This is a genomic window from Lysobacter korlensis, assembly GCF_042434515.1.
This window is the reverse complement of the sequence record NZ_JBHLTG010000001.1, coordinates 939,382-963,387: the sequence shown is the minus strand read 5'-3', so window position 1 is coordinate 963,387 and position 24,006 is coordinate 939,382. Positions and strand designations below refer to the sequence as shown.

General features: G+C 69.7%; 24 protein-coding genes. 22 read left to right on the top strand and 2 right to left on the bottom strand.

Annotation, left to right across the window (positions count from 1 at the left end):
- Positions 1-47 precede the first annotated feature (47 nt).
- Positions 48-254 (bottom strand): DUF2795 domain-containing protein, encoded by a 207-nt coding sequence (locus ACFFGH_RS04300; protein ID WP_386665107.1) that lies wholly within the window; start codon positions 252-254, stop codon positions 48-50.
- A gap of 245 nt (positions 255-499) precedes the next feature.
- Between ACFFGH_RS04300 and fliE the strand changes: the two genes are divergently transcribed.
- From fliE to ACFFGH_RS04190, 22 genes are all read left to right on the top strand, one after another.
- Complete coding sequence (gene fliE, locus ACFFGH_RS04295) at positions 500-865, top strand: flagellar hook-basal body complex protein FliE (RefSeq protein WP_386665104.1); 366 nt, start codon at positions 500-502, stop codon at positions 863-865.
- A 163-nt stretch (positions 866-1,028) separates the two neighbouring features.
- Positions 1,029-2,675, top strand: a complete 1,647-nt coding sequence (fliF, locus tag ACFFGH_RS04290) for a flagellar basal-body MS-ring/collar protein FliF (protein WP_386665101.1) — start codon at positions 1,029-1,031, stop codon at positions 2,673-2,675.
- Between the two features lie 7 nt (positions 2,676-2,682).
- Positions 2,683-3,669 carry a flagellar motor switch protein FliG gene (fliG, locus tag ACFFGH_RS04285; protein ID WP_386667341.1) on the top strand — a complete coding sequence of 329 codons (987 nt, stop codon included), beginning with the start codon at positions 2,683-2,685 and terminating at the stop codon, positions 3,667-3,669.
- Positions 3,666-4,274, top strand: coding sequence for a FliH/SctL family protein (locus ACFFGH_RS04280; RefSeq protein WP_386665099.1), 609 nt, complete (start codon positions 3,666-3,668; stop codon positions 4,272-4,274). The genes fliG and ACFFGH_RS04280 overlap by 4 nt, the downstream gene beginning before the upstream one ends.
- A 58-nt stretch (positions 4,275-4,332) precedes the next feature.
- Positions 4,333-5,697, top strand: a complete 1,365-nt coding sequence (fliI, locus tag ACFFGH_RS04275; protein ID WP_386665096.1) for a flagellar protein export ATPase FliI — start codon at positions 4,333-4,335, stop codon at positions 5,695-5,697.
- Positions 5,698-5,759: 62 nt separating this feature from the next.
- Positions 5,760-6,218, top strand: a complete 459-nt coding sequence (fliJ, locus tag ACFFGH_RS04270; RefSeq protein WP_386665094.1) for a flagellar export protein FliJ — start codon at positions 5,760-5,762, stop codon at positions 6,216-6,218.
- Positions 6,215-7,300, top strand: a complete 1,086-nt coding sequence (locus ACFFGH_RS04265; RefSeq protein ID WP_386665092.1) for a flagellar hook-length control protein FliK — start codon at positions 6,215-6,217, stop codon at positions 7,298-7,300. The genes fliJ and ACFFGH_RS04265 overlap by 4 nt, the downstream gene beginning before the upstream one ends.
- 386 nt (positions 7,301-7,686) lie before the next feature.
- On the top strand, positions 7,687-8,130 hold the full coding sequence (locus tag ACFFGH_RS04260) for a flagellar basal body-associated FliL family protein (protein WP_386665089.1): 444 nt from the start codon (positions 7,687-7,689) through the stop codon (positions 8,128-8,130).
- A gap of 14 nt (positions 8,131-8,144) precedes the next feature.
- A complete protein-coding gene (fliM, locus tag ACFFGH_RS04255) occupies positions 8,145-9,143 on the top strand; it encodes a flagellar motor switch protein FliM (protein ID WP_386665086.1) in 999 nt (332 codons plus the stop codon).
- Positions 9,140-9,469 carry a flagellar motor switch protein FliN gene (gene fliN, locus ACFFGH_RS04250; protein ID WP_189457921.1) on the top strand — a complete coding sequence of 110 codons (330 nt, stop codon included), beginning with the start codon at positions 9,140-9,142 and terminating at the stop codon, positions 9,467-9,469. Before fliM ends, fliN begins: the two co-directional genes overlap by 4 nt.
- 247 nt (positions 9,470-9,716) lie before the next feature.
- Positions 9,717-10,196 (top strand): flagellar biosynthetic protein FliO, encoded by a 480-nt coding sequence (gene fliO, locus ACFFGH_RS04245; protein WP_386667339.1) that lies wholly within the window; start codon positions 9,717-9,719, stop codon positions 10,194-10,196.
- The gene (gene fliP / locus ACFFGH_RS04240) at positions 10,193-11,056 is read left to right on the top strand and encodes a flagellar type III secretion system pore protein FliP (RefSeq protein WP_386665083.1); all 864 of its coding nucleotides are present in this window, start codon (positions 10,193-10,195) and stop codon (positions 11,054-11,056) included. The genes fliO and fliP overlap by 4 nt, the downstream gene beginning before the upstream one ends.
- Before the next feature lie 10 nt (positions 11,057-11,066).
- Positions 11,067-11,336, top strand: coding sequence for a flagellar biosynthetic protein FliQ (locus ACFFGH_RS04235; RefSeq protein ID WP_189457923.1), 270 nt, complete (start codon positions 11,067-11,069; stop codon positions 11,334-11,336).
- 4 nt (positions 11,337-11,340) lie between these two features.
- Positions 11,341-12,129 (top strand): flagellar biosynthetic protein FliR, encoded by a 789-nt coding sequence (gene fliR, locus ACFFGH_RS04230; protein ID WP_386665080.1) that lies wholly within the window; start codon positions 11,341-11,343, stop codon positions 12,127-12,129.
- Between the two features lie 4 nt (positions 12,130-12,133).
- Positions 12,134-13,276, top strand: a complete 1,143-nt coding sequence (gene flhB / locus ACFFGH_RS04225) for a flagellar biosynthesis protein FlhB (RefSeq protein WP_386665078.1) — start codon at positions 12,134-12,136, stop codon at positions 13,274-13,276.
- Positions 13,273-15,360: a flagellar biosynthesis protein FlhA gene (gene flhA / locus ACFFGH_RS04220; protein WP_386665075.1), complete on the top strand. Its 2,088-nt coding sequence runs from the start codon at positions 13,273-13,275 to the stop codon at positions 15,358-15,360. Before flhB ends, flhA begins: the two co-directional genes overlap by 4 nt.
- 917 nt (positions 15,361-16,277) lie before the next feature.
- Positions 16,278-18,140 (top strand): flagellar biosynthesis GTPase FlhF, encoded by a 1,863-nt coding sequence (flhF, locus tag ACFFGH_RS04215; RefSeq protein WP_386665073.1) that lies wholly within the window; start codon positions 16,278-16,280, stop codon positions 18,138-18,140.
- 28 nt (positions 18,141-18,168) lie between these two features.
- Positions 18,169-19,059 carry a MinD/ParA family protein gene (locus ACFFGH_RS04210; RefSeq protein WP_386665070.1) on the top strand — a complete coding sequence of 297 codons (891 nt, stop codon included), beginning with the start codon at positions 18,169-18,171 and terminating at the stop codon, positions 19,057-19,059.
- Positions 19,056-19,811 carry an RNA polymerase sigma factor FliA gene (locus ACFFGH_RS04205; RefSeq protein ID WP_386665068.1) on the top strand — a complete coding sequence of 252 codons (756 nt, stop codon included), beginning with the start codon at positions 19,056-19,058 and terminating at the stop codon, positions 19,809-19,811. Before ACFFGH_RS04210 ends, ACFFGH_RS04205 begins: the two co-directional genes overlap by 4 nt.
- Before the next feature lie 151 nt (positions 19,812-19,962).
- Positions 19,963-20,355 carry a chemotaxis response regulator CheY gene (gene cheY, locus ACFFGH_RS04200; RefSeq protein WP_386665066.1) on the top strand — a complete coding sequence of 131 codons (393 nt, stop codon included), beginning with the start codon at positions 19,963-19,965 and terminating at the stop codon, positions 20,353-20,355.
- 65 nt (positions 20,356-20,420) lie between these two features.
- The gene (locus ACFFGH_RS04195; protein ID WP_386665064.1) at positions 20,421-20,987 is read left to right on the top strand and encodes a protein phosphatase CheZ; all 567 of its coding nucleotides are present in this window, start codon (positions 20,421-20,423) and stop codon (positions 20,985-20,987) included.
- Positions 20,929-22,770, top strand: a complete 1,842-nt coding sequence (locus ACFFGH_RS04190) for a chemotaxis protein CheA (RefSeq protein ID WP_446686145.1) — start codon at positions 20,929-20,931, stop codon at positions 22,768-22,770. Before ACFFGH_RS04195 ends, ACFFGH_RS04190 begins: the two co-directional genes overlap by 59 nt.
- Positions 22,771-22,839: 69 nt before the next feature.
- On the opposite strand, the gene ACFFGH_RS04185 is transcribed toward ACFFGH_RS04190, so the two are convergent.
- Complete coding sequence (locus ACFFGH_RS04185; protein WP_386665062.1) at positions 22,840-23,760, bottom strand: hypothetical protein; 921 nt, start codon at positions 23,758-23,760, stop codon at positions 22,840-22,842.
- Positions 23,761-24,006 lie beyond the last annotated feature (246 nt).

Below are 24,006 nucleotides of genomic sequence, written 5' to 3'. Positions count from 1 at the left end.
CCGCCGCGCACGGGACACTTCCGCGCGACAGGCCGCAGCTCAACGGATCAGTGGGTCCGGCCGTAGGCCTTCATCACGTCCTGCGGGCCACCGAACTCATCCTCGTCGAACGCCTCGATGATCTGCTGGATCTCTTCGGGCGCGCCGTTGCGCCGTGCCTGATCGAGCAGCTGCGCCTTGTCGGCCGGATACGACACGCCCTTGAGAAACTGCTGGACGTTGCTCGGGGATTCGCCACCTACGCCTCGGGTCATGGGTCTGCCTCCTGTCGGGGATACCTGGACAGGTCGCAAGCGCCGTGCCACCGGCGCTGATCCCGGTGTCTCCATGCGCCGCAGGGCTCGCGCGCCAGCCCGTCACCCCACCGCCATCGCCTGGCAAAGAAAAACTGCCTGCCTCCGCAGGAATTTCAGCCCGGCCGTAGTGTCGGGATTCCGGCGGGCTCGTGGCACAGGACTTGCCTAGTCCCGGCAGACCCACCGCGACTACGCACCAGGCCATGACTGACGCGATTTCCTCGATCCTTTCCCAGATCCGTGCGCACGAGAAGCGGACCCGCGCCGTTGCCGCGGACGTCGGGCCGAGCAATGCGATCGGCGGCCTGGGTGGCGGCGTCGGCGGACTCGGCAGCGCCCCGCAGGCGCCGGGTTTCCAGCAGACGCTCAGCAATGCGATCGACAAGGTCAGCGCGACCCAGCGCACCTCGGGCGAGCTGCAGCAGGCGTTCGAACTCGGCGATCCCAAGGCCGACCTCGCCCGCGTCATGGTGGCGATGCAGCAGTCGCAGGTGGCGTTCAAGGCCACGGTCGAAGTTCGCAACCGTCTCGTCCAGGCCTATCAGGACGTCATGAACATGCCGATCTGATCCAGGGCGATCTGACCCGGGCCGATCCGAACGATCCCGCCCGGTCCGATCGGACCCGGCTTTGGAACCGAGCAGCGCCGCGCGTGAGCGCACCGAACCGAAGCCGCCGCACCGCTCCGCCCCCGAGTTTCCCTGATTCCGCCTTCCGAGCCCCCGCCCCGCGATGAGCACTCTGGCCCTCCCTAATCCCGAAGGACTGCGCAACCTCGGCCGCCTGCAGGACATCCCGGCCGTTCGCCAGCTGGCAATGCTCGGCATCGTGGCGGTGGCGATCGCGCTCGGCCTGTGGCTGTTCTTCTGGACCCAGAAGCCGGACTACGTGCCGGTGTTCGCCGGGCTGGACGCGAAAGCGACCGCCGAGGCGTCCGACCTGCTCGGCACGGCCAAGATCCCGTTCCGCCTCGAATCCGGCACCGGCGCGCTGGCCGTGCCGGTCGAGCGCCTCGGCGACGCGAAGCTCGCGCTTGCCGCAGCCGGCCTGCCGGCCAACGGCGACAAGGGCTTCGAGACGATGCAGGGTGACCAGGGCTTCGGCACCAGCCAGTTCGTCGAGAACGCACGCTACCAGCACGCGCTGGAAACCGAACTGGCACGCACGATCTCCAACCTCAGCCCGGTGCGCGAAGCACGCGTGCACCTGGCGCTGCCGAAGCCGAGCGCGTTCACGCGCCAGAAGGAGCCGGCCAGCGCATCGGTCGTGCTGCAGCTGCGCAGCGGCGCGACGCTCGAGCAGAACCAGGTCAACGCGATCGTGCACCTGGTCGCCTCCAGCATTCCAGGCCTGCCGACCGCGAACGTCACCGTTGTCGACCAGTTCGGCCGCATGCTCTCCAACCCCGATCCGAACAGCTCGGACGCGATCGGCGCCAAGCAGTTCGACCAGCAGCGCCGTCAGGAAGCCGTCTACGTCCAGCGCATCCAGGAGCTGCTCGAGCCGATGACCGGCCCCGGCCGCGTCAGCGCGCAGGTCAGCGTCGATATGGACTTCAACGAGACCGAGCAGGCCCGCGAGACCTACGGCCCGGCCGAGTCGACGACCGGCACGATGGTGCGCAGCGAGCAGATCTCCGAAATGAACGGCGGCGGCGGCGCCGTCGCCCAGGGCGTGCCCGGCAGTGTGGCCAACACCCCGGGCGCCGTGCCCGAGCAGCCGGCCCAGACCGGCCCGAGCTCGCGCACCGCAGTGCGCAATTTCGAGGTCGACCGCACGCTGACCCACACCCGCCAGGCGCCGGGCCGCATCCGCCGCGTTACCGCCGCGGTGCTGGTCGACAACGTCGCCGCCGCCCCGGCCAAAGGCAAGGACGCGGCGCCGGGCTCGCGCGCGCTCACCGATGCCGAGCTCAAGCGCATCGAGACGCTGGTGCAGCAGGCGATCGGTTTCGACGGGCAGCGCGGCGACGCGGTGTCGGTGGTCAATGCGCCGTTCGCGCGTGACGAACTCACGGCCGACGAGGCGTTGCCGATCTGGGAGCACCCGCGTGCGCGCGATCTGCTGCGCACGCTGCTCGGCGGCCTCGCGGTGCTCGCGGTGATCTTCTTCGTGCTGCGCCCGACGTTCCGCCAGCTCGTGCAGCCGAAGGCGATCGAAAAGCCGCCGCAGACCGCCGAGGTCGAAATGCTCGACGACGACGTGCAGGTGACGCTCAACCCGCAGGCGACGATGCCGGCGCAGGCACCGGCACTGGGTTCCAGCTCGCAGGGTGGGATGACGTTTGAGGACAAAGTACAGCTCGCACGAGAGGCGGTCAGTCAGGACCCCAAGCGTGTGGCGAATGTAATCCGGGAGTGGGTGGCAACCGATGGCTGAGGAAAAACTGACCGGCACGCAGCGGGCGGCCATCGTGCTGCTTTCGCTTGGCGAGGCCCAGGCGGCTGAAGTGCTCAAGCACATGAACGCGAAGGAAGTGCAGAAGCTCGGCCTTGCGATGACGTCCGTCGGCTCCGTGTCGCGCGACGACATCGCACAGATCTTCGATGAATTCGTCGACGTGCTGTCGCAGCCGATCGCGATCGGTGCCGGCGCGGACGACTACATCCGCGAAGTGCTGATGCAGGCACTCGGCGAAGACCGCGCGAACGGCCTGATCGACCGCATCCTGATGGGCCGCAACACCTCGGGCCTGGATTCGCTGAAGTGGATGGAGCCGCGCGCGATTGCCGAACTGGTCCGCAACGAGCATCCGCAGATCATCGCGATCGTGCTTGCGCACCTGGACGTCGACCACGCAGCCGAAGTGCTCAAGTGCTTCCCCGAGCGCGGCCGCGTCGACATTCTGCTGCGCCTGTCCACGCTCGACGGTATTCCGCCGCACGCGCTGAACGAACTCAATGACGTGCTCGCGCGGCAGTTCGCCGGCAGCCAGAACATCAAGTCCTCGTCGATCGGCGGCGTCAAGGTGGCGGCGAACATCCTCAACTTCATGGACTCGGGCCAGGACGAGAAGATCCTCACCTCGATGAGCGAGGTGGACAGCGCGCTGAGCACGAAGATCCGCGACCTGATGTTCGTGTTCGACAACCTGGCCGATATCGATGACCGCGCGATGCAGGTGGTGCTGCGCGACATCCCGAACGACAAGCTCGCGATCGCGCTGCGCGGCGCCGACCAGAAGGTCAAGGACAAGATCCTCGGCAACATGTCGCAGCGCGCGGCCGAGAACCTCAAGGACGACATCGACGCCCGCGGCCCGGTGCGCCTGGCCGAAGTCGAGGCCGCACAGAAGGAAATCCTCGCGCTCGTGCGCAAGATGGCCGATGCCGGCACGATCACGCTGGCTGCCAAGGCCGAGGCGTTCGTATGACCTCCGCCGATGGGATCGTGCGCTGGATCGCACCGGGCTTCGACCCGCCGCCCGAACCCGAGCCCGAGCCCGAACTGCCACCGCCGCCCACCCCGCCGAGCGTCGAGGAACTGCAGGCGATCGAGCAGGCCGCGTACGACGAAGGCTTCGAACGCGGCCATGCGGACGGGCTGGCGCAGGGGCAGGCCGAGATCCGCCGCATCGTCGCGCAGATCGAAGGCATCCTCGACAGCTTCACCCGGCCGCTCGCGCGGCTCGATTCCGAAGTCGGCGACGCGCTCGGCGACCTGGCGGTGCGCATCGCCGGCTCACTGGTCGGCCGTGCGTACGCCGCCGACCCGACGCTGCTGGCCGACCTCGTGCGCGAAGCGCTCGACACCGTCGGCAGTAACGGCCGCGACGTCGAGTTGCGGCTGCACCCGCACGACATCGGCGTGCTGACACCCCATCTGACGGCCATCGACGGCGTCCGCCTGACCGGGGACAACACGCTGGCGCGCGGCGAACTGCGCCTGCACAGCGAGAGCGTGCGCATCGACGGCACGCTCGCGACGCGCCTGCAGGCCTGCCTGCAAGCGACGCTGGATCGCGCGGCCGGCGCCTGACGCGGCGCTTCAGGCCCGGCTCTTGCATGGACGGTTCGACTCCGACTCCAACACGCCGATGACCTCGATCGCTGCCACCTACTGGGAAGAAGCCCGCAACCTGCGCCTGGCCGGGCGGCTGCGCATGGCCGACCCGCAGCCCGAAGCGCTGGGCCTGACACGCGAAGGCGTGCTGCGCCGTGCGGTGGGGCTGACGCTGGAAGCTTCGGGCTGCACCTCGCCGATGGGCTCGCGCTGCCGCGTGGAAACCTCCGGCGGGCGCTGGGTCGAGGCTGAAGTCGTCGGCTTCTCCGGCGAACGCACGTTTCTGATGCCCACCGCCCATCTCGACGGCCTGCTGCCGAATGCGCGCGTGGTGTCGATGCGCCAGAAAGGCGAGGTCGCGGTCGGCGAAGGCCTGCTCGGCCGCGTGATCGACTCCGACGGCGTGCCGCTGGACGGCCGCGGGCCGATCCGCGCCGAAAGCTGGGTCGGGCTGGCGGGCGTATCCATCAACCCGCTGATGCGCGAACCGATCACGCGCTCGCTCGATGTCGGCGTGCGTGCGATCAACGCGATGCTGCCGATCGGACGCGGCCAGCGCGTCGGCCTGTTCGCGGGCTCCGGCGTCGGTAAATCGACGCTGCTAGGAATGATGACGCGCTTCACCGCGGCCGACGTGATCGTGGTCGGCCTGATCGGCGAGCGCGGTCGCGAAGTGCGCGACTTCGTGGAAGCCACGCTCGGCGAGGAAGGTCTTCGCCGTGCGGTGGTCGTGGCCGCGCCGGCCGACCGGCCGCCGCTCGCGCGCCTGCACGGCGCGCTGCGCGCGACCGCAATCGCCGAGTACTACCGCGACCAGGGTCTGCACGTATTGCTGCTGATGGACTCGCTGACCCGCTACGCGCAGGCGCAGCGCGAAATCGGCCTGTCGGTCGGCGAGCCGCCGACCACGCGCGGCTACCCGCCCAGCGTGTTTGCCAAGCTTCCCGCCCTGGTCGAGCGCGCGGGCAACGGTGCCGATGGGCGCGGCTCGATCACCGCGTTCTACACCGTGCTGACCGAAGGCGACGACCAGCAGGAGCCCATCGCCGACGCGTCGCGCGCGATCCTCGACGGCCACATCGTGCTGACCCGCCGTATCGCCGACTCCGGCCAGTACCCGGCGATCGACATCGAGGTGTCGGTCAGCCGCGTGATGCAGGACATCACCGACGCACCGTGGCGCGAACGCATCCGCAAGCTCAAGCGCCTGATGTCGGCCTACAACGCGCAGCGCGACCTGATCGCGATCGGCGCCTACCAGCGCGGTAACGACCCGGTCGTCGACGAGGCGCTCGCGCGCTGGCCGGCGATCCAGCATTTCCTCGGCCAGGACGTGCACGAGGGCGCCGACGTGGAAGCCAGCCGCGCCGCGCTGGCGCAGCTGCTCGACGGCGTATGACCTTAAGGACGTAAAGCCCCACCGCGTTTCCGCCCCGACGACCCTTCCAGCACCGACGCCCAATGACCCGTTCGCAACGCCTCGATCCCCTGCTCCGCATCAAGCAGCAACGCCAGGACGAAGCCGCCCGCCAGGTGGCCGAGCGCGACCGTGCGCTGGCCGAACAGCAGGACCGGCTGGAAACGCTGCGCCGCTATGCGGACGAATACGCAATCGCCCCCGCGAACGCCACGATCGCCCCGGCGCTGCTCGCGAACCGGCTTGCATTCCGCGAGAAGCTCGACGCCGCGGTGCAGCAGCAGGTGAGCATCGTCCACCACACCCGCCAGAGCGCCGAAGTCGAGCGCGCCCGCCTGATGCTCGCCAGCCGCGACACCAAGGTGCTCGAGCAGCTGGCAGCCAGTTACCGCGCCGAAGAAGGCCGCCTCGCCGAAAAGCGCACGCAGCGCGAACTCGACGATCTCGGCGGTCGACGCGCACGCGCCGCGCAGGTCGCGGCCGATGAAGGAGATACCGCATGAGCAGCATCCAGGGGGCACTTGCCCCCACGCCCGCCCCCGCACCGGCCGCCAACGCGGCGGCCACGGGCCAGCCCATGTCCCAACCGGGCGCCAGCGAGGGCACCGGCCAATCATTCGACGACCTGCTCGCGTCCGACCCCGCAGCCGGCGCTGAAACCGCGGGCCTGCAGGCCGCCGGCGGTGACGCGGCCGCCACTGCCGCAGCGTCCCCGACGACGGCGCCACCCACGCACGACACCGCCGCCACAGCCGCCACTGCGCCGGCCGCAAGCCTGCCGGACCAGCTGCTGGCGATGCTCGGCGTCGCCATGGCGCCGCCTACCGTGGGCGCAGCCGCCACGCCGGCTCCGGTTCTTGCGGGCAGCCGGCCTGGAATCGCCGCAGGCACCGCAACCACGGGCACCGCCGCGTTGCCGGGTGCGAATGCCTGGGCGTCGGCCGTCGGCACCACCGCGGCGACGGCCGCGGCCACGTCCGCCGCGGCTGCGACCGCGCAGATGGCCGTCGCGGCGGAAGCCGGCGCCGGCAAGCCCGAGTTCGCCGCAATGCTGGGTGACGCCGCGGGCGCAACCGCAGCGGCGCCGCTCGACGCCGGCACCGCGGGCAGCCTGTGGTCCACCGCACCCGCGTCCGGCACCGGGTCGCGGCTCGAGGCGGCCGTGACCGTCCCGGGCACGATCGCGCTACCGGCCGATCCGGATGTGGGCTTCGACGACGGCTTCGGCAGCCGCATCGTCTGGATGGCCGAGCAACGCCTCGGGCATGCCGACATCCGCATCACACCCGAACACCTGGGCACGATCGACGTGCGCCTGCAGCTCGACGGCAGCAAGGTGAGCGCCGAGTTCTTCAGCGCGCAGCCCGAAGTCCGGCAGGCGCTGGAAGCCAGCTTCGGCCGCCTGCGCGACATGCTCGGCCAGCACGGCTTGCAGCTCGCACAGGCCGATGTCGGCCAGCAGCGATCCGGCACGCAACAGGGTGGTGCGGGCGAGCCGGCGAACGGCGAGCGAGACGAGCGGTCCGATTCCGCCCCGGCTGCCACCGTGGTTCGCAGCCGCCGCCTGCTCGACGAAGTGGCCTGACCCGGCGTGGCGACGCGCTATGCGCCGCCGCGCAATCGCGTGGGCGGCGCGACACCTGCTCGAGCATCCGTTTGACCCGGCTGCCGTCACCGCACGACGCTGCGGCGACTCGGCCGGCCGCACGGCACCGCCTGCCCGGCCGCGCAACACGGGCTGCCGGCCGCACATCCGCGCGGCCGAACGCTGCCCGTAGCAGCACCGTCTGGCGCGCCGTCCCGGCCTGACGGCAACGCTCGCCGGGATCCCGGCACCGGTTTGTTCAGCCAGGCGCCAATAGTCCGGCGCCCGCACGGCATTGATCGCGGCACACCGCTTGCACAGCTCCGTCGACCCTGTCCGGAGTGCGTCGCGTGACCGCCCAAGCCGCTGCTGCTGTTGCTACCCCAATGCCCAAGAAAAAGAAGATGCTGCTGATCGCGGTGGGCGCCGTCGCGTTGCTCGCCGGCGGTGGTGCCGGCGGTTACGTCGTGTTTGCCAAGCGTGCCGAAGCGGCCGCCACCCCGGTCGTGCCGCCAGCGCTGTACCACGCGATGACCCCGGCGTTCGTCGTCAACCTGGCCGACAGCGAATCCTCGCGCTACCTGCAGGCCGACGTGCAGCTGATGACACGCGACCCCGAGACGGTGGCCGCGCTAGAGCTGCATGCACCGGCGATCCGCAACCGGATGCTGTTGCTGCTCGGCAGCCAGGTGGCGGCAACGATCAATCACCGCGCCGGCAAGGAGCAGCTGCAGAAGCTGGCGCTTGCCGAGGTGCGCGCCGTGCTGAAGGCCGAGAAGGCGCCCGACAAGGTCGACGCGCTGTACTTCACCAGCCTCGTGATCCAGTAAGGACCGCCGCGATGATGAGCGATCTGCTGTCGCAGGACGAGATCGACGCCCTCCTCCACGGCGTCGATACCGGCGTGGTCGAGGTCGAGGAGCCGCCGGTTCCCACGGGCGAGGCCCGCAGCTACGACTTCGCAAGCCAGGACCGCATCGTCCGTGGCCGCCTGCCGACGCTCGAGATGATCAACGAGCGCTTCTCGCGCACGTGGCGCATCGGCCTGTTCAACCTGCTGCGCCGCTCGGCCGACCTGTCGGTACGCGGCATCGACATGATCCGCTTCGGCGAATACATGCATTCGCTGCAGGTACCGAACAACCTCAACCTGGTGAAGATGAAGCCGCTGCGCGGCACGGCGATGGTCGTGTTCGAGCCGCGCCTGGTGTTCACCGTGGTCGACAACTTCTTCGGCGGCTCGGGCAAGTACCACACCCGCATCGAAGGCCGCGAATTCACGCCGACCGAGATGCGCGTGATCCAGCTGCTTCTGAAACAGACGTTCGTCGACCTCGCCGAAGCCTGGGCGCCGCTGATGCCGGTGGAGTTCGAGTACCTCAACTCCGAGATCAACCCGCACTTCGCGAACATCGTCGGCCCGCGCGAATACATCGTCGTGTGCCGCTTCCATGTCGAGCTCGAAGGCGGTGGCGGCGATGTGCACATCGCGATGCCGTGGTCGATGCTCGAGCCGATTCGCGAACTGCTCGATGCCGGCGTGCAGAGCGACCGCGTCGAGAAGGACGAAAGCTGGGAGCGCGCACTGCGCTCGCAGCTGCAGGACGCCGAGGTCGAACTCAGCAGCGCGCTGGCCAAGCGCACGATCACGTTGCGCGAGCTGTGCAGGCTCAAGGTCGGCGACGTGATCCCGATCGACCTGCCGCCCACGGTCTCGCTGGAGGTCGAGAAAACCGCGCTGTTCAGCGGTCAATTCGGCGTCCACAACGGCCGCAACGCCATCAAGGTGACCTCGGTGCACCTGCCCCGCTCCAACCGTCCCGACTACGTGATCACGCCATGAATCCTTCTGACGCCGCGGCCCCCGCCACTTTCGATTCGCTGACCGCCGACACCAGCGGCGCCCCCGACCTCAACCTGGACGTCATCCTCGACGTGCCGGTCACGCTCTCGCTCGAGGTCGGCCGCGCCAAGCTGGCGATCCGCAACCTGCTGCAGCTCAACCAGGGCTCGGTCGTCGAGCTCGAACGCGGTGCGGGCGAACCGCTCGACGTGTTCGTCAACGGCACCCTGATCGCCCAGGGCGAGGTGGTGGTCGTTAATGATCGTTTCGGCGTGCGCCTGACCGACGTGGTCAGCCCGTCCGAACGCATCAAGCGGCTGCGCTGAGACCGCACGCATGAGCGGAATCGGCCCGGCGTTGGACGTGGCGATGGAAACCGCAGGCGACGAGCGTGCGGTCGACGTCGCACGTCCTGCAGCGCCAATGCCTGCAGCGCAGGCAGGCGACGCCCCGGCCGCAGCCGACGGCGCCCGCCCGGCAACCGCTCCGCAGCAGGCCGTGCAGGCGACGCCGGTGGCAGGCAATGGCTCGGCGTCCGTCTATGGGCCGGACGCGGCAGCGACTGCCGCGCCTATGGGCGTCACGGCGGAGCCGCCGGTCGCCCCTGCGACGGCCACGGCCGATGCCACCGGTGTAGCCGCGACCGTGACTCCCGCGGTGCCGGTTCCGGCCAAGACGTTCGCGACCACGCAGGCCGCAGCCCGTCCGGTACCCGCCGCATCGCCGGCCGACGCCGGATCGTTGGGCGGCACCGTGTTCGCACTGCTGCTCGTGGTCGGCCTGATCCTCGGGCTGGGCTGGCTGGCCAAGCGCATGCCCGGCTTCGGCCGCGGCGCACCCAGCAACGGCTTGCGCATGGTCGCTTCGCTGCCGATCGGCCCGCGCGAGCGCGTCGTCGTGGTCGAAGTCGGCGAGACGCAGCTGCTGCTCGGCGTGGGCCCGGGCGGCACGCGCACCCTGCATACCCTCGCTGAGCCGCTGCCGGAAGCCGGCCCCACGCCGGCGCCGCAGTTCGCGCAGCTGCTCGCACAGCATTTCGGAAAGAAGGCATGACTCGGTTTTCAACCTGGGCCCAGCGCCTGGCGCACGCGCTGCTGCTCGTGCTCGCGATGGCGCTGCTCGCGCCCGCGGCGGCACAGACCGTCACCACACCCGCGCAGCCGCCGGCACAGACGGCGATCACGCAGGCCACGGCGCCACGCGCCACGCTGCCGACCGCGCAGGCCGCCCCGTCCGCCCAGCCGCTGCCCTCGGTAACGGTGGGCCGCATCGGCGGCGAGCCGGTCAGCATGCCGATGCAGGTGCTGCTGCTGATGACCGGCATCACGCTGCTGCCCGCGGCGCTGCTGGGCGTCACCGCCTTCACCCGCATCATCATCGTGCTCGCGCTGCTGCGTCAGGCACTGGGCACCGGCCAGACCCCGGGCAACCAGGTGCTGCTCGCGCTCGCGCTGTTTCTCACCTTCATGGTGATGCTGCCGACGTTCGATCAGGCCTGGGCGGCCGGCATCGCGCCGTATCTCAACGATCAGATGGATTTCCGCACCGCGTGGGCGCAGGCCTCGCAGCCGTTCCGCGACTTCATGCTCGCGCAGGTACGCGAAACCGACCTGATGACGTTCGCGGGACTGTCCAGCTCCGGTCCGTATGCGACCGCGCAGGACGTGCCGTTCGGCGTGCTGGCCGCATCGTTCCTCACCAGCGAGCTCAAGACCGCATTCGAGATCGCGTTCCTGATCTACATCCCGTTCGTGATCATCGATCTCGTCGTCGCCAGCGTGCTGATGTCGATGGGCATGATGATGCTCTCGCCGATGCTGATCTCCGCGCCGTTCAAGATCCTGCTGTTCGTGCTGGTCGATGGCTGGGTGCTGGTCGTCGGCTCGCTCGCGGCCAGCTTCAACCCCGCGTGAGGCGCACGACATGACTCCTGAAACCGCCCTCACCGAAATCGGCCGCGGCCTGCAGATGGCGCTGATGCTCGGCGCCCCGCCGCTGCTCGCGGTGCTCGCTGTCGGCGTACTGGTCGGCATCATCCAGGCCGCGACGCAGATCAATGAGCAGACGATCGGCTTCGTCGTCAAAGCCGTCGCGCTGGCGGCGACGCTGGCGCTGACCGGGCACTTCCTGCTCGGCCGCCTGGTGTCGTTCACGATCGAACTGTTCCAGCGCATCCCGCACCTGATCGGCTGAAGCGGTGGACACGGTCACGCTGACCACCATCGACGGGTTCAACCTGTTCGCCATGCTTGCCACGGTGCTGTGGCATGCCCTGCGCATCGGCGCGGCGCTGCAGGTGCTGCCGATGATCGGCGGCCGGGCGGTGCCGGCGCGCGCGCGACTGATCACCACGGTGGCGATCGCCGCGGCGATGTCGACGCTGCTTCCGGTGCCGCCGCCCGCCGCGGTCGACGCGGCGACCGTGCTGTCGGTGCTGCGCGAGTTCGCGGTCGGCCTGTCGATCGGGCTGGTGATCCGCATCGCGTTCGAAGCGGGCCAGCTGGCCGGCGAACTGGTCAGCCAGGGCATGGGCCTGTCGTTCGCGACGATGGCCGACCCGCTCAGCGGCGCGTCCTCGCCGGTGCTCGCGCAGTGGTTCTACCTCAGCTTCGCGCTGATCTTCTTTGCCGTCGACGGTCACCTCGCGCTCGTGCGGCTGCTGTTCGAAAGCTATGCCGCGCTGCCGATCGGGCAGCCGATCGCTGACCTGCAGGAGTTCGTCTCGCTGCTGCCGACGTTCTTTTCGACCGCGCTGCGCGCCGGCGTGCTGCTTGCGCTGCCGGTGATGATGGCGCTGCTCGCGGTCAACCTCGCGTTCGGCGTGCTGTCCAAGGCCGCCGCCCAGCTCAACCCGATCGCGATCGGCCTGCCGGTCGCGCTGCTGGTCGGCCTGCTTCTGTTGTCGCTGCTGGCACGGGAGCTGCAGGGCCCGGTGATGCGGCTGTTCGAGGAAGCCTTCCTCGCGGCCCGCGCACTGACCGGGTGAGTGGATGTCCGAGAGCGACCAGGAAGACAAGACCGAACAGCCATCCGAAAAACGATTGCGGGACGCGCGCACGAAAGGCGACGTCCCGCGATCGCGGGAACTGGCGAACGTGGCGGTGCTCGGCTGCGCGACGGTGGCGTTGATGGTGACCGGCCCGGGCATCGGCCGCGCGTCGCAGGGCTGGATGCGCGAGGCGCTGCGCTTCGACCCGACGTTGATCGGCGAGCCCGACCGCCTGCTCGGCCACGCGGCAATGCTGCTGCTCAAGCTGATGCTGCCGATGCTGCCGCTGGTGCTCGCCGCGCTCGCGGCCTGCCTGATTGCGCCGGCCATCATGGGCGGGCTTCGTTTTTCGAACCAGGCGCTGCAGCCGGACCTCAAGCGGCTGAGCCCGATGGCCGGCCTCAAGCGCATGTACGGCAAGGAAAGCGTCGCCGAACTCGTGCGTTCACTGCTGCGCGTGGTGCTGATCGGCGGCATCGGCGCGATCGTCGTCTACCGCGCATTCGACGGCCTGCTCGCGATGCCGAAGCAATCGCTCGAAAGCTCGATCGCCTACGGCGTCGACCTGGCGGTGTTCGCGCTGCTGGCGATGGTGGGCGCGCTCGGCCTGCTGGCCGCGCTCGACATTCCGTACCAGCACTGGCACTGGCGCAACAAGCTCAAGATGACCAAGCAGGAAGTGCGCGACGAGCACAAGGAGCTCGAGGGCAATCCCGAGGTGAAGGCCCGCGTGCGCCAGGTCGCCCGCGAGATGAGCCAGCGCCGGATGATGGACGCGGTGCCCACCGCCGACGTCGTGATCACCAACCCGACCCACTACGCGGTCGCACTGAAATACGAAGCCGGCGCGATGCGCGCGCCGAAAGTCGTCGCGATGGGCGTCGACGAACTCGCGCTGCGCATCCGCGAACTCGCCGGCCACCACAAGGTCACGCTGGTCGAGGCGCCACCGCTGGCACGCGCCTTGTATCGACAGGCGAAGGTCGACCAGGAGATTCCGGTGAAGCTGTATGCCGCCGTCGCACAGGTGTTGTCGTACGTCTACCAGCTCAAGCGCTGGCACCCGGCCCGTGGGCCGATGCCGGAGCTGAACCAGCTCGACGTCGGCCGCGACGGCGCGCCTGACAGCGAGGTGCCGCGATGAGCGTGACCGCCGGACGCCTGTCGGGCATCGCCAGCGCCGTGCGCGGGGGCGCCGCCGCGCCGATCGCCGTGCTCGCGATGCTGGCGATGGTGCTGGTGCCGCTCGCGCCGATCGTGCTGGACGTGATGTTCACGCTCAACATCGCGCTGTCGCTGGTGGTGCTGCTCGCGGTCGTGTACGTCAAGCGACCGCTCGAATTCTCGGTCTTCCCCAGCGTGCTGCTGCTGGTCACGCTGCTGCGGCTGGCGCTCAACGTGGCCTCCACGCGCGTGGTGCTGCTGCACGGCCATGAGGGCCCGGGCGCGGCCGGCCACGTCATCGAGGCGTTCGGCCAGTTCGTGATCGGCGGCAGTTATGCCGTCGGCTTCGTGGTGTTCGCGATCCTGACCGTCATCAACTTCGTGGTCGTCACCAAGGGTGCCGGCCGCATCGCGGAAGTCTCGGCGCGCTTCATCCTCGACGCGCTGCCCGGCAAGCAGATGGCGATCGACGCCGACCTCAACGCCGGCGTGCTCACGCGCGAGGAAGCCAAGGCCCGCCGCGAGGAAGTCCGCGAGGAAGCCGACTTCTACGGCTCGATGGACGGTGCGAACAAGTTCGTGCGCGGCGACGCGATCGCCGGCCTGCTGATCCTGGCGATCAACCTGATCGGCGGCATCATCATCGGCATCGCGCAGCACGGCATGGGCTTCGGCGAAGCGGCCAAGGTGTACTCGCTGCTCGCGATCGGCGACGGCCTGGTCGCGCAGCTGCCCGCGCTGCTGGTGTCGACCGCGGTCGCGATGCTCGTCACCCGCGCCACGCGCGAGCAGGAAATGGGCAAGGCGGTCGGCACGCAGGTGTTCGGCCAGCAGCGTGCGTTGATCGTCACCGCCGCGGTGCTGGGCCTGATCGGCATCGTGCCGGGCATGCCGAACGTGCCGTTCCTGCTGTTCGCGGCTGCATTCGGCTATGCCGCCTGGAAACTCAACCAGCGCGAGAAGGCTGCCCTGCTTGCCGCCGCGAACGCCGAAGCCGCACCGGGCAACGGCCTGTCCCCGATCCCGTCGCCGCAGGCCGAACTGAGCTGGGACGAAGTGCGCCCGGTGGAACCGCTGGGCCTGGAGGTCGGCTACAAGCTGATCGCGATGGTCGACAAGAACCAGGGCGGCGAACTGCTCGCACGTCTGAAGGGCGTGCGCCGCAAGCTGACGCAGGATCTGGGCTTCCTGATCCCGGCCGTGCACGTGCGCGACAACCTCGAACTCGCCCCGGGCCAGTACCGCGTGCTCGTGCACGGCGTGCCGATCGCGGCGGGCGAGCTGCACCCCGACCGCGAACTCGCGCTGGACCCGGGCCGCGTGTTCGGGCCGGTCGAAGGCATCCCGGGCAAGGACCCTGCGTTCGGGCTGGACGCGGTGTGGATTACACCGGGCCAGCGCGCGCACGCCGAATCGCTGGGCTACACCGTCGTCGATGCGGCGACCGTGGTCGCCACGCACCTGTCGCACCTCGTGCGCGAACGCGCGTCCGAACTGCTGGGCCATGACGAAGTGCAGCAGCTGCTCGCCAGTGTCGGCAAGGCGACGCCGAAGCTCGTCGAGGATTTGACGCCGAAGCTGCTGCCGCTGTCGTCGGTCGTGCGCGTACTGCAGTCGCTGCTCGCCGAGCGCGTGTCACTGCGGCAGATGCGCCAGATCGTCGAGGCACTGCTCGAACACGGCGCCCACACGCAGGACCCGACCGTGCTCACCGCCGCGGTGCGCACGGCGCTGGGCCGTTTCATCGTGCAGGAGCTCACCGGCATGGGCGCCGAACTGCCGGTCTACACGCTGGCCCCGCAGCTCGAACGCGTGCTGCAGGATTCGGTCAGCGGACAGTCCGCGGCGCTGGAGCCGGGCCTGGCCGAGCGCCTGCACCAGAACCTCAGCGAATGCGTCGCGCGCCAGGAAAGCCTCGGCGAGCCCGCCGTGCTGCTGGTGCCCGGCCAGATCCGCGCCGCGATCGCCCGCCTCGTGCGCCACAGCGTGCCGCAGCTTGCGGTGCTGGCGTATGGCGAAGTGCCCGAAGACAAGCGCCTGCGACTGGTGGGGTCGGTGGGGTGAGGCGGCGCGCTTGCGATCGTCCGGTGGACGATCGCGCGCCGCCGAACGCCCGGCGGCTACGCCGACGGGCCGGGAGGGCGAAGCACCCGCTCACCGCGAATCTCCGCCACCTAACGTGCGCGGCACTGCCGCGCGCCGCGCCGAACGCCCGGCGGCTACGCCGACGGGCCGGGAGGGCGAAGCACTCGCTCGCCGCGAATCTCCGCCACCTGACGTGCGCGGCACTGCCGCTCGAGCGCCCGGCGGCTGTGCCGACGGTCCGGATGAGCCGGCGCGTGCTCCGGCGAACGCCGGCGCCCCCGCGTCGGGCCGGGGCGGACACTCCGCCTACGACCATCTCGCCCGGCCGAACGCCCGGCGCCCGCGCCGCCCCGCATCGCGCCAGACAAACCGCGCAGGGCCATTTCGCGCGGCCGCCCCATTGCCCGGACGGCCATCCGGGCCGGGGCGTAACCCGCACGCGCCCCTCTCCCGCGACCTGACCAACGCCTAGCAGCAACACGTGTACCGCTCGGTCGGAATGAGGAGTGCCGCCCAAGCGGCACGAGGAATGTCGAACCCCCGCGGCGGGCCGGCGGAACCTGCCGTCCGCATTCCTCCCACACGAGTTTCCGCCCGCCAATCGAGCCGCAAGGCGGCGCGACGCCCGGCGCCCCACCGTCACCCGCCGCGCCCATCGAACCCCCACGCCCCACGCCCCGCGCCCGGCCCGGCCCGGCCCGGCCCGGCCCGAAGCCTCACCCCGGCACCGCCTGACGGCAATCCGCACACCCCACCCGCAGCCACGACGGAAGCCCGTCGAAGCGCAGCCCCAACCGTAGGCACGGTTATTGCCTTGTCATTGGCAGGGAGCGGCCATGGCTGTTCCGACCGACCCAATACCCCGTATTTCGCGCCCCAAGTTCAAGGAGTCACTGATGAGAATCAAACGCTTCGTCGCCCCTGACATGCGCACCGCGCTGCGGATGGTTCGCGACGAGCAGGGCGCGGACGCGGTGATCCTCTCGAACCGCTCGATTCCGGAAGGCATCGAGGTGGTGGCCGCCACCGATTACGACGAGGCGCTGGTCCAGCAGGCGCTGCGCACCGCCGCTCCGGGCACGTTCGCAGCTCCGGGCACGTTCGCAGCCCCGGCGCCGCGCGCAGCCCCGAACGTGGTGCAGATGCCGGCTCCGACCGCGTACGCGCGTCAGGAAACCGCCGCAGCCCGCACCGCAGCCGAGGAACCGCGCGTGGCGCCCGCCACGCGATCGCTCGGCACGCGCGCCGAGGCGATGATCGCCGCGATGTCAGGCACCACGCCGCGCGACTCGCTTGCAGCGCGGGCACGCGCGGTATTCCGCGTCGACGCCGCGGCCGCCGAGGCCGACGCCGCTTCGGCCCGGCGCGCTGCGTCGCAGGCCGCCTCGCGCTCGCACCCGCCGGCCATGGCCTCGCTGCTGACGAGCAGCGTCGTGGAGGAGAGCGTATTCAACCCGAATGATTTCGCGGCCGCGTCCCACGCGCCTGCCGCACCCGCTGCGGCACCGGCCACCCTGGCGCCCGGCGACAATTTCCTCGAACTGCTCGCCCGCCTTTCCGCCGCCGAACAGGCCCGCGAAATGCCGGCACCGGTGGCCGAGATGCCGTCGCCGGCCGCCCAGGCCGCCGAAGCGATGGTCGCACCGGCTCCGGTGGTCGAAGCCGCGCCGATGGTGCCGGTCGCAACGATGGAAGTCGCGCCGCCGGTTGCCGCCCCGATTGCTGCAGCGGCTCCGGCTCCGGCTCCGATTGCCGCGATCGATCCGGTGGCGGAGGTGACCCCGGCCGCTGCGCCGGTCGCCATCGCAGTGCCCGCCGAACCCGTGCTGCAGGCAGTCGCCACGCCCGTCGAGGATCCGACGCTCGCAGCGATGCGCAACGAGCTGGCGTCGATGCGTGAGCTGATCGAACGCCAGATGGACCAGTACGCGATCGAGCGCCTGCGCGGTTCGGCCGGCCGTGCGTATGTGTTCGACACGCTGGTGGCCTGCGGCTGCGACGAGAGCGTCGCGCAGAGCGTTGCCGCCCGCATCGACGCAAACCTCACGCCCGAAGAGACCCGCGAGCCGATGTGCGCCGAACTGGCGCGCATGATCATGACCCACCGCGCCGAGCCGATCGACGACGGCGGCGTGATCGCACTGGTCGGCCCGACCGGCGCCGGCAAGACCACCACCATCGCCAAGCTCGCGGCGCGCTTCGCTGCCCGCAACCGCGCCCGCGACGTCGCGCTGGTCACCACCGACGTCAGTCGCGCCGGTGCGCGCGAACAGCTGCATGCGCACGGCCGCCGACTCGGCATCACCGTCTGCGAGGCCGACGGCCCGGAAGCGCTGAACGCCACGCTCGACCAGCTGGCCGACTACCCGCTGGTGCTGGTCGATACCGCCGGCTACGCCGCCCGCGACCGCGCGCTGCTGAGCCAGATCCTGTGGCTGCGCACTGCGCGCCGTGTGCGCAGCCTGCTGGTGCTGCCCGCCAACGCGCACCCGCATGACCTCAGCGAAATCATCCGCCGCTACCGCCCGGCTTCGCCGGAAGGCGTGGTGCTGACCAAGACCGACGAGACCGGCCGCCTGGGCGCCGCGCTGTCGGTGCTGGTCAAGCAGGACATGCATCTCGCCTACACCACTTCGGGACAGCAGGTGCCGCACGACATCGAGGCCGCCGACCCCGTTCGCCTCGTCGCTTCACTCGAAAAACTGCGCCGCGCTGCCGACAACCCCTTGATGACCGAGGACCGCCATGCCGTCGCCTGACCCCAACGCATCCTGCCTCGGACACGACATGAACGGACATGACACCACGGCCGCCGACCCGGCCCCTTGCGCCGAAGCGGCGCCCGCCACGCCGGCGAGCGTCGCGCCGGTCAGGGTGATCGCGGTGGCCAGCGGCAAGGGCGGCGTCGGCAAGACGTCGGTCTCGGTCAACCTGGCGATGTCGCTGGTGATGGCCGGCCGCCGCACGCTGCTGCTCGACACCGACCTCGGCCTCGCCAACGTCGACGTGATGCTCGGCCTGTCGCCGCGCTTCACGCTGGCCGACGTGATCGCCGGACGCTGCGAACTGGCCGACACGATCATCGAAGGCCCCGGTGGCCTCTGGGTGGTCCCCGCCGCATCGGGCAAGCGCCACATGACCGAACTCACCCCGGCGCAGCACGTCGGCCTGGTGCATGCCTTCAGCCAGCTCGACCTGCCCATCGACACGATGGTCGTCGACAACGCAGCCGGCATCGCCGATGGCGTGCTGACGTTCTGCCAGGCCGCGCAGGACGTGATCATCGTGGTCTGCGACGAGCCGGCCTCGGTCACCGACGCCTACGCGCTGGTCAAGGTGCTCAGCCGCGAACGCGGTGTGACCCGGGTGCAGGTGCTCGCGAACCAGGTCGGCAGCCCGCAGGAAGGCCGCCACCTGTTCGAGAAGCTCGAACGCGTCAGCGCGCGTTTCCTCGACGTCACGATGTCGTATCTCGGTGCGATTCCACGCGATGAATGGCTGCGCCGCGCGGTGCAACGCCAGGAAGCCGTCGTCGAGGCATTCCCATCCAGCCCGTCCGCACTCGCTTTCCGCGACATCGCGCGACGCGCATCCCAATGGCAGGTCCCGCAAGGTCCGCGCGGACATGTCGAATTTTTCCTTGAACGGCTGGTGACCCCAGCCAGGAGCGCCGCATGAATGCCATGGCCGCCGCCCAGTACCGCGCTGCGCGCCCGCAGGTCGACACCGCCGCGATCGTCGAGAAGCACGCCGAACTCGTGCGCCGCATCGCGCACCACCTCGCCGCGAAGCTGCCCGCCAGCGTCGAGATCGATGACCTGATCCAGGCCGGCATGCTCGGCCTCATCGAGGCCGCGAAGAACTTCCAGTCCGACCAGGGTGCCGCGTTCGAGACGTATGCCTCGATCCGCATCCGCGGCGCGATGATCGACGAGATCCGTCGTGGCGACTGGGTGCCGCGCTCGGTGCATCGCCGCTACCGCGACGTCGTCGCTGCCACGCGCGCCGTCGAGCAGGCCACCGGCCGCGCTGCGACGTCGCAGGAAGTCGCCACCGCGCTCGGCGTGAGCATCCCCGAGTACCACGCGATGCTCGAGGACGCCGCACGCGGACAGTTGCTGAGCCTGGACGCGCATGCCGAGGAGCACGACGGCGAGCCGCGCCTGGCCACCGCCGATGGCACGACGCCGGCACGCGCATTCGAGCACGAGGAGTTCCGCGGCGCGCTTGGTGCCGCGATCGGCCTGCTGCCCGAGCGCGAGCAACTGGTGCTGTCGCTGTACTACGAGCAGGAACTGAACCTGCGCGAAATCGGCGCGGTGCTGTCGATCAGCGAATCACGCGTCTGCCAGATCCACGGCCAGGCCATGCTCCGGCTGCGCTCTCGCCTGGGCGACTGGCGCGGCATCGACGCCGACAACGACGACTGATCGCGACACGCGTCACCGAACCGGTGTCGTCCTGGTCCGGAAGGTTCAGGACCGACGGCACCGGTCGATATCCGCCGCAAGGGGCGTGTGCCGGACCTGACCCCGCCGGTATGCGCCCCACCCCATTACCGCATCGCCGCACGAGCCCTTCATGGACAAGAACATCAAGATTCTCATCGTCGACGACTTCTCGACCATGCGCCGCATCGTCAAGAACCTGCTCAGCGACCTGGGCTTTTCCAACACCGCCGAGGCCGACGACGGCACGACGGCGCTCGAGGAACTCAAGCGCGCGAAGTACGACCTGATCATCACCGACTGGAACATGCCGGGCATGACGGGCATGGAACTGCTCAAGCACGTGCGTGCCGACGCCGCGCTGAGCAAGACGCCGGTGCTGATGGTCACGGCCGAAGCCAAGCGCGAACAGATCATCGAAGCCGCCCAGGCGGGCGTGAACGGCTACGTCATCAAGCCGTTCACCGCCGGCACCCTGAGCGAGAAGCTGGGCAAGATCTTCGAGCGCCTCGAGGCCGCGGCGTGAACGCCCAGGTCCTCACCGATCCCGACAGTCTGTCGACCGACAGTCGCGAGGCCATCATCCGGCGCGTGCGCGCCGCGCTTGGGGCGATCGAGAATGACGACCAGGCCGGCTTCCGCGAAAACCTCGACGCGCTGGTCGAATGGCGCAACCAACCGCTGGTGCAGGGCCTGGTGCGGCTTGCACGCGAACTCGGCCAGGCCTTCGGCGACGGCGAGGGCGCGAGCACCGGCGGCTCGCTGCCCGAGGCCTGCGCGCGCCTCGAGCACGCGGTGAAGATGAGTGAGGACGCCAGCCATCGCACGATGGACATGATCGACCAGTGCCGCGACCTGCTGGCGACGATTCCGGTCGCGCCGGGAAGCGAGGCGGCCGAGGCCGCGGCCGGCATGCGCGTGCGGTTTTCCGAAATGACCGCCGCGCAGGGCTACCAGGACCTGACCGGCCAGATCATCAAGCGCGTCGTCGACATCGTGCGCTGCGTGCATGCCGCAAGCGATGGCGTGATGCCCGAGTCCGCGCCGCTGCAGCTGCCCGCGTCGTCGAAGGGCTTCGGCCCGGCCGTCACCGGCGTCGATGCCGCACCGGCCACGCAGGACGACGCAAACGATTTGTTGTCATCGCTGGGACTTTGACGTGAGCGAAGCCGAATCCGACATCTGCGCTGACTTCCTGATCGAGGCGCGCGAAATCGTCGACCAGCTCGGCGAGCAGCTCGTCGCACTGGAACAGTCGCCGTACGACCGCGACTGCCTCAATGCGGTGTTCCGCGGCTTCCACACGATCAAGGGCGGCGCAGGCTTCCTCGACTTCCCCGCGATGGTGACGATTTGCCACGCGGTCGAGGACCGGCTCAACGCCGCGCGCAGCAGCGAAGCGTCGATGGACGAAATCGCGTTCGACGCGACGCAGCAGTCGATCGACCTGCTCAGCGATATGCTCGATGCGATCGGGCGTGGCGAAACGCCCGAGGAACCACCGGAATCACTGGTCGCCGCGCTGCACGTCGGTCCGGCGGAGCCGGCCGTCGCCGCAGCGCCGACTATGCAGGTCACCGACCTGCCTGAAAACCTCGACGACCTGGACTTCGACGCCCTGCTCGACAGCCTGCACGGTGCGGGCGCCCTGCCCGGTGCAGCGCCGGCCGCGGCGGCAGCGCCCAAGCCGAAGCCGCCCCCCCCGGCGCGCGACACCAAACCCAAGCCGAAGCCGGTTGCCGCGGCGAATGCCGAGCCCGCCGAAGCCACCGTGCGCGTCGACGTGCGGCGCCTGGACGCGATGGTGAACCTGGTCGGCGAACTGGTGCTGGCGCGCAACCGCCTCAAGACGATCCGTCCGCGCCTGCGCGACGAGGATCTCGATCGTGCGGTCACCGCGCTTGATGCCGCCACCTCGCGCCTGCAGTCGGCGGTGATGACCGTGCGCATGCAGCCGGTCGGTCGCGTGTTCTCGCGCTTCCCCAAACTCGCGCGGGATGTGTCGCGCCAGCTCGGCAAGGCCGTCGACCTCGAAGTCGTCGGCGCCGATACCGAACTTGATCGCAACCTCGTCGAGGCGCTGGCCGATCCGCTGGTGCACCTGATGCGCAACGCGATCGACCATGGCATCGAATCACCGCAGCAGCGCCGCGCCGCCGGCAAGCCTGAAACCGGCAACGTGCGCCTGAGCGCACAGCAGGAAGGCGACCACGTCTCGATCGAAGTGCGCGACGACGGCGGCGGCATCGACCCCGAGAAGATCCGCCGCAGCGCCTGCGAAAAGGGCCTGATCGACGCCGATTCGGCTGCGCGCCTCACGCCCGAGGAATGCCTGCAGCTGATCTTCCTGCCGGGCTTCTCTACACGCGCGGAAGTCAGCGACCTGTCCGGCCGCGGTGTGGGCATGGACGTGGTGCAGTCGCGCATCCGCGAGCTGTCCGGCCAGGTGCAGATCCTTTCCGAAATCGGCCGCGGCAGCCGCTTCGTGATCCGCGTGCCGCTGACACTGGCGATCCTGCCGACGCTGCTGATCGAGATCGACGACGACGTCTACGCGCTGCCGCTGGTGCGCGTGATCGAAGTGCTTTCGCACCATCCCGAACGCGCGATGTGGATCGATGGCCAGAGCGTGCTCGACCTGCGCGAGCAGCCGCTGCCGCTGCTCGACCTGCGCGTCTGGCTGGGGCTTGACCCGCTGCCGACCGCGAGCAGCACTGCAGTCGTTCTGCAGGCCGGCGAACAGCGTTTCTGCCTGATCGTCGACCGCGTTCGCGGCCGCGAGGAAGTGGTGATCAAGGCGCTGCCGCGCACGCTGCGCGGCCTGCCGGGCTATGCGGGCGCCAGCCTTGTGGGCGACGGACGCATGGCGTTGATCCTGGATGTCGATGCGCTGCTGCGCACCGGTCTTCGCCCGAACCGGCGGATCGCGGAAGTCGCGTAAAACGCAACCGCCCGGACGCGAAGCCGCGTCCGGGCGGTGATTTCGTCATTGCTGTTGCGGCCGCCGGCCTCAGCGCTGGAAGCGGATCTCGCCGCGCAGCGGCGCGCCGCGCGGCGTGCAGCGGTATTCGAACTGCGCACGCAATGCGACCGCCTTGCCGGTCTCGTCGTAGGCGATGTCCTGCACGTCGACCGAGCCGCGGCTGTCCGGGCAGTACAGGGGCGAGTCCAGTCCGCGCACGACGTTGAGCGCGGCCTGCTGCGTGTTCGGCTCGCCACGGGTTTCATAGCGACCGACCTTCAGCGCCTGGCCAGTGGGTGGCGCGATCACGACGCTCCAGAGGTCCTTGAGCACCGACGCTTCGTAATACACCTGCGAGGCGTCACCAGTCAGCGTGAACAGGCTGGTATCGCCGTGATTTTGCTGCCGCACCCGGCCCCAGGGCGACGTGCCCGCGGCCCTGACGTTGAACGACATCGGTGCGGCGTTGTAACGCACCAGGCCGCTCCAGGCGGGCGCGTTCGCGGCGCCGACGCGCTGGCTGTACGCCGCTTCGAGACGGGTCACGTTGCCGGCTTCGTCGAACTCGATCTGGCGGATCGAGATCCAGCCCCAGATCGTGTCGGTCGCTTCGCACTTGGGATTGTCGTCGGTCACCTGCAGGCCGGCCGAGCGGCCGAACGTGGTGACCGGGCAACCGACATCCGGATACAGGCCCGGACGCAGGCGCTCGCCGGGCGGCGCCACGAGGGTGACGTACCACTGTCCGCTGCCGAACGTGGACTGCTCGCCCGCGTTCGCGCGCACGTTGAAGTGCAGGCGCTCGGCGGTGCCGTAGACCCGGAACTGCCCGGTCTCATGGGTGATGACCTGCTCGGCACGCGAAGATTCGTCGAGCACGCTGAACATCGATTGCGCCTGTACATCGGCGGCCGTCAGCAACGCGAACGACACGAACGCGGCCGGAATGAAACCCGTCATCTTCGTCATCACACTCCCCTCGATTCTGGAATACCGCCTTGATCCAGCGCGGGCGTCCACGTCCGTCGCCCTTGGGCCGACGGTGGGTTGCGGTGGTTTGATCCCCGCCCGTGCGCCTGTTGCGCCCTGCCCCTTACGGCCCTCGCTCCGGGCCGAACCGTGAAGCGCATCACGCCTCGTGGGTGATGCTAGTCAAAAGCAAACCGCATCGGTTCGGTCGAGCTTGATCTTTCTTCTGAACCGATCAGCGTTGTG